Genomic DNA, 12,381 nt, shown 5'->3' with positions numbered 1-12,381 from the left:
TAAGTGTTCAACTTAATTATACAATCCGCCTTTTAAAAATTTCTCGAATGAGATGTAGTTATCGAGCGAAGCGAGGTTGTTCGGTTTCCTCTCCGCTCCGGCAGCACCACTAAAAGACAAAGGTACGCTTTCCTATCAATAAGCTCTTATATAGAAACCATACAACCGCCAAGTATGGTGATTGGGAAAATATGCCAACCAGCCTATGGCTGTAGGAAAGTTCAAAACAACCTTACTTATAAAAACCTAAAGGTATAATCAACCCTATCCACCAGCAACAGTTTAAAGATGAGCTGGTCCCCCTTCCCCGTCAGGGAAGGCGAGTGTTGGCGGTGCTCGCGTTTCAGGGTCCTCCCCCACGCAAAAACACCGCTGCTCCAAGTTTCTGCTTAGAACAGCGGTGTTTTTCATTCATCATTCTACGTTCTTTTCTCCTCCAGCTTGTATGCTGGTGTTGTCGGTGATGTTCCATCTTCCGGCTACTCTGACTCTGGCGTCGGCGTCGCCTCCGTTGTTGTAGCGGATGCGGCTGTCGCCTCCTATTTCAAGGATGGGCTTTTCTTTGGAGGGTTGTCTCTTGGGTGGTTTCCATCCCAGGGCTTCGAGTTCTCTGGCGTAGTCTTTCCTGAGTTTCATGAGGCTCGGGTTGTCTTCGGGGACTGTCTTGCCGCCTTCCAGGATATCCTTGATGACGCCGGCGAGTTCGTATCTGGTGAGCTGGCGGTCGAAGAAGGCTGTGGTGTAGTCAGGGGCTTTGCCCTGTTCGCACATGGTGTAGACGGTCTTGTAGGCGTAGTTTCCTTTGCTGACTGTGTCGAAGGAATTCGGCGCATAGACGTTGTAGGCGAAGGCCTCGATGGCGCAGGCGGTGAAGAGGGATGCGAGAAGAAGGATCTTCTTCATGTCATTCACAGACTTTCTGCTCGATCAGGCGGTAGAGGCTGTCTCTGCCGTCTCCGTTCAGGGAGGAGTAGGAAATAGCCGGGTAATCAGCCGGGAAGAGTTTGTTCAGCTTTTTGAGGTTTTCTCTGGCTTCGTTTCTCTTGAGCTTGTCTTCCTTGGTGCCGATGACGACTAAGGACGGCGCGATTTCTCTGAGCCATTCGTAGGCTTTCATGTCGATCGGAAGTCCTGGATGGCGCAGGTCGATCAGGAGGCCTACCATGACAAGGCTCGGGGAGCTCTTGATGTAGTCGTCGATGAAGGTGGACCATGTGTCCTTGTTTTCCTGGCTTGTCTTTGCAAAGCCGTAGCCCGGCAGGTCGACGAGGTACCATTCCTGTCGCTGTTCCTGTTCGTCCACGGTTCTTCTGGACTGGATGGCGTAGTAGTTGATGGTTCTTGTCTTGCCCGGTTCGCGGCTGACGTAGGCGAGCTTTCTCTGCCCGCAGAGGTTGTTGATGAGGGAGGATTTCCCTACGTTCGAACGCCCGATGAAGGCGATTTCTTTCCGCCCGTCGTTCACGTACTGCTTACGGTTGACGGCAGAGCTGAAATATACTGACGAGAAAATATGAAATTTTTCTATTTCCTTGATTTCCGCCACTTCATGCCTCCTTTATTTCACCAATGCGTGTTCGAGGACTTCCTGCACGTTCTTGACATAGACGAATTGCAGCTTGTCCTGTACGGACTTCGGCAGTTCTTCGAGATCTCTCTTGTTCTTTTCCGGCAGCAGGATCTGCTTGATGCCGAATTCGTTGGCAGCCAGGACTTTCTCCTTGACGCCGCCGATCGGGAGGACTTCGCCGGTGAGGGTGATTTCCCCGGTCATAGCAGTATCGCCTCTGACTCTTCTGCCTGTATAGGCAGATGCCATGGCGGTTGCCATCGTGATGCCCGCGGACGGGCCGTCTTTCGGTACGGCGCCTTCTGGCAGGTGGATGTGGGTGTCGAGGGTTTCATAGAAATCATCCTTGAGTCCCAGGTCCTTGGCCTTGCTTCTAATGTAGGTGTACGCGGTTTCAGCGGATTCCTTCATGACATCGCCCATCTGGCCTGTCAGGATCAGGTGGCCCTTGCCCTTGATGGTGACGGCTTCGGTGTCGAGGACTTCGCCGCCTGCGATCGTCCATGCGAGGCCATTGACGCGGCCTACGGCATCCGGATGTTCTTCAGCGAGCGGGAGAAATTTCACTGGTCCCAGGTACTTGTCGAGTGTCTTGACGGAAAGCGGCGGCAGCTTGTCGTCCTGGAGGACGATCTTCTTGCCTACCTTGCGGCAGAGGGCGCCGATGGTTCTTTCAAGGTTACGGACGCCTGCTTCTCTGGTGTATCCTGTGATGACTTTCTTCAGGAGCGCCGGAGTGAAGCGGATGTCTCCGTCCTTCAGGCCGTTTCTCTCTTTCTGTCTCGGCACGAGGTATTTCTTCGCGATTTCCAGCTTCTCTTCTTCCGTGTAGCCAGTGAGTTCGATCAGTTCCATACGATCGAGCAGGGCAGCCGGGATGGTGGAGACGCTGTTGGCCGTCGCGAGGAAGAAAACCTTCGAGAAATCGAAGGGAATGTCGATGTAGTTATCGTGGAAAGCTTTGTTCTGTTCCGGATCGAGTGCTTCAAGCAGTGCAGAAGCAGGATCACCGCGAAAATCAGAGCCGACCTTGTCGATTTCGTCCAGCAGCATCAGCGGGTTGTTGACGCCGACTTCGCTGATGGCTTCAATGAAGCGGCCTGGCATAGCACCGATGTAGGTGCGGCGGTGGCCGCGGATTTCAGCTTCATCATGGATGCCGCCTAAGGAAATACGGCAATACTTCCTGTTCATGGCTCTGGCGATGGACTGTGCGAGCGATGTCTTGCCGACGCCTGGCGGTCCTACGAAGCAGATAATCGGAGCCTTCGCTTCAGGCGCAAGGATGCGGACAGCGAGGTATTCCAGAATTCTTTCCTTGATCTTTTCCAAGCCGTAGTGGTCATGGTCGAGAACTTCCTGCGCCTTCTTGAGTTCGAGGGAGTCCTTCGTTTCCTTGTCCCATGGCAGAGAGAAGACCCAGTCCAGATAGTTTCTGGCAACAGCGGTCTCTGCCATCATCGGCGGCATGGATTCGAGATGGTTGATTTCCTTCTCGAGTTTCTTCTTGTATTCTTCAGGAATGGCAGAGTCTGCCAGTTTCTTCCTGTAGTCTTCCGCTTCCTGATCTTGGCTGACGGTGTCGCCCAGACGGTCGTGGATGGATTTAATTTTCTGTCTTAAGTAGTAGTCCTTCTGTTCCTTGTCCATCTTCTGGCGCACGTCAGAGCTGATTTCGGATTCGAGATGAACGATCTCGATTTCCATATCAAGATAGCCCTGGACGAGCTTCAGGCGGGATGCGACGTCGGCTTCTTCGAGGACTCTCTGTCTCTGCTGCGGCTTCAGAAGCAGCTGGGACGCAATGAAATCGGCGGTTTCGCCGGGATCGGTGATGCTCTTCAGCTGTTCCATCTGGTCTTCGGGCAGGCCCTGCTTCGTGTTGTGGAGCCATTCGAAGAAGGACTTCAGGAGTGTTCTTCTGAAAGCTTCGGCGCGGAGTTCATCTTCCGGCTTGATTTCTTCGATATCATCCACATCAGCGGACAGGAAACGGTCGCCGCGGGTGACCTTCAGGAGTTTCACGCGGGATACGCCTTCGACGAGCACGCGGATGAGGCCTCCCGGCATCTGGAGCATCTGTGTCACTTTGACGACAGTGCAGACGTCGTAAAGGTCGTCTTCCTGGGGTACTTCCACGCGGGAATCCTTCTGCATGGCCATAACGAGGTATCTTTCGCCTTTCCCTGCAAAGCGCACGGCTTCGACGGATTCTTTTCTTCCGATGTCCAGATTGACGGACATGCGGGGATAAATGACTATATCTCTCAGCGCCACTACAGGGAGGTTGAGAGGCTGATTTTCGTTCTGTATTTCATCCATAGATAGTTCCTCCATAATATATCTCTATTGTATCACATGAAAGGCCTAAAGCGTCTACTTTTTAATTTAAAAACTTCGATATCTCAGTCTCTTCCCTCTCTGATTCTACAGAAAGAGCCGGAGTCAAGTGGTTGTCCCATTTGGCTCCGGCCTCCATGTGCTTTTATTTGGAATACGGCCCCTCGGGGCACGGATTATTCTTTTGTTCCGTCTTCCTTGATCAGGACCGGATCAGAATACTTCAGCACGACGTCTTCAGTGACGATGCACTTCCTGACGTCCTTCATCCCCGGGATTTCATACATGACATGCTGCATGATTTTCTCGATGATGGCGCGAAGTCCTCTGGCTCCTGTATTTCTCTCGATGGCCTGGCGGGCAATGGCGTGGATGGCGCCATCGTCGAATTCCAGTTCGACATGATCCATGGCAAGGAGCTTCTGGTACTGCTTGACGAGTGCGTTCTTTGGTTCCGTGAGGATCCTGACGAGCGCATCTTCATTCAGCGGATGCAGAGCCACGATGACCGGCAGACGACCGATGAATTCAGGGATGAGGCCGAATTTCAGAAGATCTTCCGGCTGGACCTGCTGCAGGAGTTCTGCCATGTCCTTGGAATCCTTCTTTTCGATATCGGCGCCGAATCCCATGACACTCTTCGTCAGTCTTCTGTCGATGACTTTGTCGATGCCGGCAAAAGCGCCGCCGCAGATGAAGAGAATGTTCGATGTATCAATCTGGATCATTTCCTGATTCGGATGCTTTCTGCCGCCCTGCGGAGGAACGCTGGCAACAGTGCCTTCCAGAATCTTCAGAAGTGCCTGCTGTACGCCTTCACCGGATACGTCTCTGGTGATGGACGGGTTTTCAGACTTCCTTGCGATCTTATCGATTTCATCGATGTAGACGATACCGCGTTCCGCTTTGTCGATATCATAGTCGGCAGCCTGGATCAGGCGCAGGAGAATGTTTTCGACGTCTTCGCCGACATAGCCGGCTTCGGTCAGGGTCGTTGCATCGGAAATCGCAAAAGGAACGTCCAGGAAACGCGCGAGCGTCTGGGCAAGGAGCGTCTTGCCGCTGCCTGTCGGCCCGAGCATGATGATATTGGACTTCTGGAGTTCTACATCATCGTCCGTGGACTCATACTGGATTCTCTTGTAATGGTTGTATACGGCAACGGCCAGAGCGGTTTTGGCATCGTCCTGTTCGATGACGTACTGATCCATGTACTTCTTGATTTCTTCCGGAACGGGAAGCTTGAAGTGCGGAACAGACTTCTGCTTGTCTGCCTTCATTTCCTCTTTGAGGATGTTTTCGCACACTTCGATACATTCATTGCAGATATAGACTCCCGGCCCTGCGATCAGCTTTTCAACTTCTTCGCCGGAACGTCCGCAGAAGCTGCAGACCGGTGTTCCTTCATGTTTCTCGTTCAATGGGAGCCTCCCTTATTTCTTCGTTAATTCATCCAGCTCGTTTCTGGTAAGTACGCGGTCGATGAGGCCGTACTTCTGCGCCATCTCCGCGGTCATGAAGTTATCTCTTTCGGTATCGCGGCGGATCGTCTCGATCGGCTGTCCGCTGTGCTTGGAAAGGATGCCGTTCAGTTCATCACGCAGGCGCAGGATTTCACGGGCATGGATTTCAATTTCCGTAGCCTGGCCCTGTACGCCGCCCAGCGGCTGATGGATCATCACATTGGAGTGCAGGAGAGCGAAACGCTTGCCCGGCGCACCGGAAGTGAGAAGGACGGCTGCCATGCTGGCGCAGGAGCCGATGCAGATGGTCGACACATCCGGACGGATGTACTGCATGGTGTCATAAATAGCAAGGCCCGCGGTGACGACGCCTCCCGGGCTGTTGATATAGAGGTGAATGTCTTTCGACGGATCTTCAGCTTCCAGGAAAAGGAGCTGGGCAATGATGATGTTTGCCATATGATCCTCGATTTCACCATCGAGGAAAATGATTCGGTCTTTCAAAAGACGGGAATAAATATCATAGGAACGTTCTCCCTGTGCGGTCTGTTCCACTACGATCGGTACATAAGCCATAAATAAACATCCTTTCTTTTTGAACGGCGCCGTCGGCGCATTCACATTCATGAATCATTCATTCCGCTCTCCCTTAAGGAGCGGGCTTTCCGATAAGGAAATAGGAAATGAATGGAGTCGGATTCTAAGCTTTTCCCGCGGAAAACAGGGAAATCCTCCGTTTTCCATATGGGCGAAAGAGACGCCGGTCATCCCCGCGTCTCTTCCCCCGCACCGGCAAACCGGTGTATTACATGAAATTTCCGATACCGCAAAAGCGGTTCTTCTATATACCTTCGGGCGAAGTCTTACTTGCTTTCAGCCTGGAGGATGGTTTCGATGATTTCAGCCTTTTTAGCTTTGGAATCCAGAGCGATGCCCTTTTCGAATGCATACTGCTTCAGATCTTTGACCGTCATGGCATTGAGTTCAGCTTCGCGGTCTTCTGCGACTGCCGGAGCTTCTGCGGCACCTTCGGTTGCTGCTTCTGCAGCTTCTTCAGCGGCGGTTTCTTCAGCTTTCTTGTCAGCTTCAGCCTTCTTGGCAGCGCCGTAAATGAATGCGGCAGCCTTCTTGCGGAGGACGGAGTTGATGAGCATGCCTACACGGTTTTCATCTTTAATGATCTTCATGACATCGTTAGGGTCTGCGTTGAACTGATGAGCCATGCTGTAAACTTCCATGGACAGATCTTCATTGGTGACCTGGAGGTCTTCCTTGTCAGCGATTGCTTCGAGGACGAGACCCTGTCTTACCTGTTCAGCAGCAGTAGCTTCGTAGTTAGCACGGAGCTGTGCTTCTGTCTGGTTCATTCTCTTGAGGTAGTCATCAAGAGACATGTTCTGGCTTTCGAGGTTCATCTTGATTTCTTCAACGATCTCGTCGATGCGCTGATCAACCATTTCATGCGGGATATCTACTTTAGCGTTTGCGACAGCCTGGTTTACCAGTGCGTCGTGGTAAGCTTCTTCAGCCTGCTGGAGAGCCTGCAGCTGCATCTGCTGCTTCAGGCTTGCCTTCAGCTCGTCGATGGTTTCGAACTGGCTGACGGATTTAGCGAATTCGTCATCGATTTCCGGCAGCTGTTTGCGCTTTACATCATTGATATGAACTTTAAATTCAGCTTCCTTGCCCTTCAGAGCATCTACGAAGTAGTCTGCCGGGAATGTAACCTTGACATCTACATCGTCGCCTGCCTTGTGGCCTTCGAGCTGGTCTTCAAAACCTGGAATGAAGCTCTGGGAACCGATTTCCAGCGGATAGGTCTTGCCTTCGCCGCCTTCGAATGGTTCGCCGTCAACAAAGCCCTTGAAGTCGATGACAGCATAGTCGCCCTTCTTCAGGACAGCGCCGTCTTCAGCCTTTTCAAGTCTTGCGCTCTGTTCAGCACCGCGCTTCAGCTGTTCCATGACTTCATCGTCAGAGATTTCCGGCTGAGCGTGTTCTGCTTCCAGCCCCTTGTATTCGCCGAGTTCTACTTCCGGACGTTTAACGAAAGTAGCAGTGAATACAGCGCCTTCGGATTCAGAGAATTTGTCTTCCTTTACATCAGGAGTTGTGACAGGAATCAGTTTTTCCTGCTGCAGAGCTTCGTTCAGTGCGTCATTGATGACGACGTCCTTAGCTTCTGCTTCGACAGCTTCCTTGCCGAAATGCATTTCAAGAATCTTGCGGCTTGCCTTGCCCTTGCGGAAGCCAGGGATCTTTACCTGGTTGGCGATGCGTGCTACAGCGGTCTTGAAACCTTTCTGTACTGCTTCTGCCGGTACTTCCACATTCAGAGATACTTTGTGCTGGTCCAGTGCCTCTACCTTAACGTTCATAAAAACTATTCCTCCTTAAGTCGGCTTTCCGACAAATTGATACCTACCACCGTCGGATGCCCGACAATTCGATACCTTTTACATGCTTTTTCGAGTATGCTAAATTGCAAGATATATTTTAACATAGCAAAGAAAAAAACACAAATCTTTATAACAATCTTTTAAGGAGAAATCCTGCGGGATGTCCGCCCGCCCGGAGCGGAATGGTTCCACCCTTTCAGCCGCCGATGTCTTTTGTGACCGGGCCGTTCAGGAGAGAAGCTCCCATGAAGGAAAGTGTCGGATACAGCTTCTTCATATCTGAAAGAGCCTTGGCCGCATCACTTCCGCCCGATGTGGCGAATAAGTATATTTCCTTGCCGGAGAGATCATTCGTCTCGATGAAAGACTGGATGACCCTCGGCGCGGTGTACCACCAGATCGGGAAACCGATGTACACCCTGTCATAGCCCGAGAGATTGAAAGCGCCGCCTTCGATGGCCGGACGGCAGTCTTCGTCCGCTGATTCCAGGGACGAGCGGCTCTTCTTGTCCATCCAGTTCAGATCCCTGGACGTGTACTTTTCCTTCGGAACGATTTCCTTCAGGTCCGCCCCTGCAATCTTTGCCAGAGCCTTTGCCTTTTCAGCCGTCGTACCTGATGCCGAGAAATATGCCACAACTTTCTTCATGATGACTTCCTGCCTTTCTCCCTTGACCTATTATTATTATGATTCTAAAGACCCGAAGCCGCTCAGCCGAGCAGCTTCCTGACACAAGCGTAGACAAGCTGCGCCGCTGTCACGCCGCGGCAGGGGATTCCTGCCCGCTGCATGGCCTCTTTCTGCCGCTCCGTCGGATACACGTAGGGATAAATCCCGTACATGAAGGGAAGGAGCGTGTACAGGAAACCAATCCTCTCCTCTTCGGTCATCGAAGGGAAGAACTTCACGAGGCAGGCATTCAGGATTTCCATCACCTTCCGGATGACTTTCTTGTACTCCGTCAGGCGTTCGATCCTGCTGTGCTCCTCGATGTCATAGAGATTCATGCACTGGATCCGGAAAAGCGTCTCACGCCCTTCCGTCGAATGAGCCAGCGCCGCTGCGAATTCATCCTTCGTCATCTTCTCGTTCCCGTGAAGAATTTCAAGGAGACTGCGGCTCCACGCCTCATACTCCTCGCGGAGAATTTCAAGGAAAATCTCCTCCTTGGAAACGAAGTAATTGTAGATTGACGGACGGGAAATGCTGATTTCGCAGCTGATCTCCTTCAGACTGATCTCCTGGTAACTCATCGTGCGGTACAACTTACGGCAGGCCATCACAATCTCGATCGATCTTTCATTCGAATCTTTCATGTTCCCTCCTGTCATGCAGCGCGCTTTTGAGAAGCGAAAATAGTTTGCTGACACTGTGTCAACAATTTAAGTATACCACCAACTGACACAGTGTCAATATACAAAATTGAAAACTTTCTATTTATCTGAAATCCCTTCCCTCGATCGTCTTTCTGCCTCGACGCGCTCCTCCTCTTCCTTGAAAAAACGGAAGAACGATTCCGCCACGCGGCTCGCCAGCTGACCGCGGCGCTTGACGAGGGAAAGAGAAGACGCAAGATTCTTTTCAGCAAGGAAGGCCGTCTCCAGATTCTTGCCCCAGGCGAGGATCGACTCAGGAACAATCGCAATCCCGATTCCGGCTTCCGCCCACTGGAGACTCGTCCTTGCATCGTCCGTCACGCAGTAGACTTCCGGCACCGCCATTTCTTTTTCAAATTCATCGAGCACCAGCTTCTCCCAGCGGCGGTAAATGATGATCGGACGTTTCTCAAGCGCTTTGAGAGTGAGAGTGCCATTCGTCACCGGAAGCTTTCCCTTTGCGGCAGCGACCGCCATCCTGTCATGACGGATTGTCACGCTCTCGAGGCCATACGATGGGAAAGGCGTGCGGAGGACAGCGACGTCCACCTTTCCTTTCCGGAGCATTTCCATCTGCTCATACGTATTTCCTTCAAAAAGTTTTACATGCACTTCCGGAAAGTCCTTATGGAAAAGACGGAGCTCATCGTAAAGTTCATTCGAAGCGCACGAAGAGACAAGGCCGAGCCGGAGATTTCCCTTCTGCCCCGCGCGCATCGATCCGATTTCCTCCTTCGCCACATGTTCCAGCTCCAGGATTTCCACCGCATAGCGGTACAGCACCTCGCCCGCCTCCGTGAGAGTGATGTGCCTGGCCCCTCGCCTGAAAAGCTCAGCGCCCAGCTCATTTTCCAGAAAACGCATCTGATTCGAAAGAGGCGGCTGCGAAACATGAAGGAGCTTTGCCGCGCCCGTGATGGTCCCCCCTTCAATAATTGCCACGAAATATTTCAGCTGCTTGATATCCATGATCCATAGCCCTTTCGTATGGTTTGTAAAGAAATAAATATTTTAAATATGCTTCCTTACCTGCTATCATACAAGTATCGAAAAGAGAGCGCAATCACCCTCGTAAGAAAGGACCGATTAAAATGAAACTACTTCTGGAACTTTTCCTCGTCTTCGCCAAATGCAGCGCCGTCACCTTCGGCGGAGGGTACGCCGTCCTGCCGATTCTTCAGAGAGAAATTGTCGAGGACCGCCACTGGGCGACTGAGGACGACCTCATGGATTACTATGCCATCAGCCAGGTCACGCCCGGCATGATCGCCGTCAACGTTGCCACGTTCATTGGCCTCAAACTCAAAGGCTTCTGGGGAGGCGTCTTCGCCACACTCGGCACCATCTTCCCATCCATGGTCATCATCTCCATCATCGCCCTCTTCCTAACGCAGTTCGAGAACAACCCCATCGTCGTCCACGCCTTCGCCGGCATCCGCGCCTGCGTCTGCATCCTTATCCTCGATGCCGTTATCAAACTCGGGAAGAAATCCGTCAAAGACAAAGGCATGTTCTTCATCTTCCTCGCGATCCTCGCCCTTGCCCTCTTTGCCCCATTCTCCCCCGTCATCTCCGTACTCATCGCAGCTGCCGTAGGCTACTTCATGAAGCCCTATGCCGACAAATCCATCAAAGGAGGCAGTGAAAAATGACCATTTACTTAAGCCTCATCTGGGAATTCATTAAAACAGGCCTCTTCGCCATCGGTGGCGGTCTCGCAGCCCTCCCCTTCATCACCGACATCGGCCAGCGCACAGGCTGGTACACCACATCCGACATTGCCAACATGATCGCCGTCGCTGAATCCTGCCCGGGGCCCCTGGGCGTCAACATGGCCACCTACGCCGGCTACCTCACCACCGGCGTCCTGGGCGGCGTCACAGCCGTCATCGCCTTCACCATCCCGGCCATCTTCATCATCTCCGCCATCTACTCCGTCCTCAACAAATTCAGGACCAGCCAGGCCGTAGCCCGCATCTTCTATGGCCTCCGCCCCGCCTCCACAGCCCTCATTGCAGCGGCTGAAATAGGCGTAGTCAAAGTAGCCCTCCTCCACATGGACACCTTCAAAGCCACAGGATCCATAGCATCCCTCTTCAACTGGAAATGCATCATCCTAGCCGCCGTCGTCTACTACACACTAGTCAAATTCAAAAAACACCCCTTCTTCTACATCATAGCCTCCGCCGCAGCAGGCATAGCATTTGGACTGTAGGAAGAAATTAAATTAATAAAATATAAAAAGAAGCTCACCATCCAACTTTCAGAATGATGAGCTTCTTTAGCTTTAAATATGAATCACAGCTCTCGCCTTAAGAACCATCCGATTCCAATATCCAAGCCATGAGTCAAAATGACGATCTATAAACCTTTCAATATGCGGCTCAATATACTTTCCTCTTAAGAAGTCTATCGCGCTGCATACAATAAATACACCCAAGATCTTAACTGCCCAAAATAATAAATAATAATCACTCGTTATATAATTCAGATTTGGGAATATATGATCCCATATAATCGTCTGCGTGAAAAGTTCGTTATCATTAAGTACACCCCAAGCACGGTTTCTGCCAACATATTTATATACTTGTTATAACGCATTTTCATTGTCGCAAAAGTCAGGAACATAATCGTTGCAAGTGGTATCCCAACAACTTCGCCAAAATAGAGTGACGGCTTAGTTATTATAGCGTTAGGCTTATTGAGAATAACACCTAACATTTCCAATGCACCTTTGCCGAGCAAAATAAGAATCAAAGCAGCAATCAATATGTTCCTGTATTTTGTATGATAAATACTCTTTATTTTGTCCTGGCAATGCAGTCTCAGATACCCGCCAATAGAGTAAACGACCAAAAAGAACATCATTCTATTGCCATTTATGAAATTATTCATCCCGATGACAGGGAGTACTGCATATACGGTAAATAATATCAGTAGAAAAGAAAGGATACCTGTATTTGCTCAAGGAAGTCAAAAAACTATTGATAAACGGGATAAATAGCGTGAAAAGGATGTAACGGGACACAAACCAATTTAAGCCATAAAAAATAGGGATTAAACTTATTTTTATGGTATCCCGTGTAACCATTTCCGGAAATTCAATCCTGGCAAAAAGTAAGATGACCCATGAATAGAAAAATAGCGTGGATAGTAACAGCAGAATTCTCCTGACATTAACCTTTTTATCCTGAAGTTCCGTGAAATTATATCTATTTCGGAAATGGGACTC

The 12,381-nt window shown here is 50.9% G+C and carries 11 protein-coding genes; 2 read left to right on the top strand and 9 right to left on the bottom strand.

Annotated elements, in window-relative coordinates; all coding sequences use genetic code 11:
- Positions 1 to 414: 414 nt before the first annotated feature.
- From M3200_RS04210 to M3200_RS04170, 9 genes are all read right to left on the bottom strand, one after another.
- Entirely contained in the window at positions 415 to 912 is a 498-nt protein-coding gene (locus M3200_RS04210; protein WP_108850093.1) for a hypothetical protein, read from the bottom strand.
- Positions 905 to 1,546 (bottom strand): ribosome biogenesis GTP-binding protein YihA/YsxC, encoded by a 642-nt coding sequence (yihA, locus tag M3200_RS04205; RefSeq protein ID WP_022382293.1) that lies wholly within the window; start codon positions 1,544 to 1,546, stop codon positions 905 to 907. Before yihA ends, M3200_RS04210 begins: the two co-directional genes overlap by 8 nt.
- Positions 1,547 to 1,558: 12 nt before the next feature.
- Positions 1,559 to 3,892, bottom strand: a complete 2,334-nt coding sequence (lon, locus tag M3200_RS04200) for an endopeptidase La (protein ID WP_022382292.1) — start codon at positions 3,890 to 3,892, stop codon at positions 1,559 to 1,561.
- Between the two features lie 194 nt (positions 3,893 to 4,086).
- The gene (clpX, locus tag M3200_RS04195; RefSeq protein WP_022382291.1) at positions 4,087 to 5,331 is read right to left on the bottom strand and encodes an ATP-dependent Clp protease ATP-binding subunit ClpX; all 1,245 of its coding nucleotides are present in this window, start codon (positions 5,329 to 5,331) and stop codon (positions 4,087 to 4,089) included.
- A 12-nt stretch (positions 5,332 to 5,343) separates the two neighbouring features.
- On the bottom strand, positions 5,344 to 5,949 hold the full coding sequence (clpP, locus tag M3200_RS04190) for an ATP-dependent Clp endopeptidase proteolytic subunit ClpP (RefSeq protein ID WP_022382290.1): 606 nt from the start codon (positions 5,947 to 5,949) through the stop codon (positions 5,344 to 5,346).
- A gap of 287 nt (positions 5,950 to 6,236) precedes the next feature.
- Positions 6,237 to 7,751, bottom strand: coding sequence for a trigger factor (gene tig, locus M3200_RS04185; protein ID WP_022382289.1), 1,515 nt, complete (start codon positions 7,749 to 7,751; stop codon positions 6,237 to 6,239).
- A 217-nt stretch (positions 7,752 to 7,968) separates the two neighbouring features.
- A complete protein-coding gene (locus M3200_RS04180; protein ID WP_022382288.1) occupies positions 7,969 to 8,421 on the bottom strand; it encodes a flavodoxin in 453 nt (150 codons plus the stop codon).
- Between the two features lie 62 nt (positions 8,422 to 8,483).
- Positions 8,484 to 9,089: a TetR/AcrR family transcriptional regulator gene (locus M3200_RS04175; RefSeq protein WP_022382287.1), complete on the bottom strand. Its 606-nt coding sequence runs from the start codon at positions 9,087 to 9,089 to the stop codon at positions 8,484 to 8,486.
- A gap of 117 nt (positions 9,090 to 9,206) precedes the next feature.
- Positions 9,207 to 10,118, bottom strand: a complete 912-nt coding sequence (locus tag M3200_RS04170) for a LysR family transcriptional regulator (RefSeq protein WP_022382286.1) — start codon at positions 10,116 to 10,118, stop codon at positions 9,207 to 9,209.
- A 122-nt stretch (positions 10,119 to 10,240) separates the two neighbouring features.
- Between M3200_RS04170 and M3200_RS04165 the strand changes: the two genes are divergently transcribed.
- Both M3200_RS04165 and M3200_RS04160 read left to right on the top strand, forming a co-directional pair.
- Positions 10,241 to 10,801 carry a chromate transporter gene (locus tag M3200_RS04165; RefSeq protein ID WP_022382285.1) on the top strand — a complete coding sequence of 187 codons (561 nt, stop codon included), beginning with the start codon at positions 10,241 to 10,243 and terminating at the stop codon, positions 10,799 to 10,801.
- Entirely contained in the window at positions 10,798 to 11,364 is a 567-nt protein-coding gene (locus M3200_RS04160; RefSeq protein ID WP_022382284.1) for a chromate transporter, read from the top strand. The genes M3200_RS04165 and M3200_RS04160 overlap by 4 nt, the downstream gene beginning before the upstream one ends.
- Positions 11,365 to 12,381: the final 1,017 nt, after the last annotated feature.

The sequence above is a fragment of the Dialister sp. CAG:357 genome (assembly GCF_000435155.1).
In the GTDB taxonomy this organism is placed as follows: domain Bacteria; phylum Bacillota; class Negativicutes; order Veillonellales; family Dialisteraceae; genus Dialister; species Dialister hominis.
This window is presented reverse-complemented; position numbering and strand designations above follow the sequence as displayed.

Coding starts and splice junctions, on each gene's coding strand:
- M3200_RS04165 (WP_022382285.1), top strand. CDS start 10,241: ATGAAACTACTTCTGGAACTTTTCCTCGTCTTCGCCAAATGCAGCGCC.
- lon (WP_022382292.1), bottom strand. CDS start 3,892: ATGGATGAAATACAGAACGAAAATCAGCCTCTCAACCTCCCTGTAGTG.
- M3200_RS04170 (WP_022382286.1), bottom strand. CDS start 10,118: ATGGATATCAAGCAGCTGAAATATTTCGTGGCAATTATTGAAGGGGGG.
- M3200_RS04180 (WP_022382288.1), bottom strand. CDS start 8,421: ATGAAGAAAGTTGTGGCATATTTCTCGGCATCAGGTACGACGGCTGAA.
- clpP (WP_022382290.1), bottom strand. CDS start 5,949: ATGGCTTATGTACCGATCGTAGTGGAACAGACCGCACAGGGAGAACGT.
- M3200_RS04160 (WP_022382284.1), top strand. CDS start 10,798: ATGACCATTTACTTAAGCCTCATCTGGGAATTCATTAAAACAGGCCTC.
- tig (WP_022382289.1), bottom strand. CDS start 7,751: ATGAACGTTAAGGTAGAGGCACTGGACCAGCACAAAGTATCTCTGAAT.
- M3200_RS04175 (WP_022382287.1), bottom strand. CDS start 9,089: ATGAAAGATTCGAATGAAAGATCGATCGAGATTGTGATGGCCTGCCGT.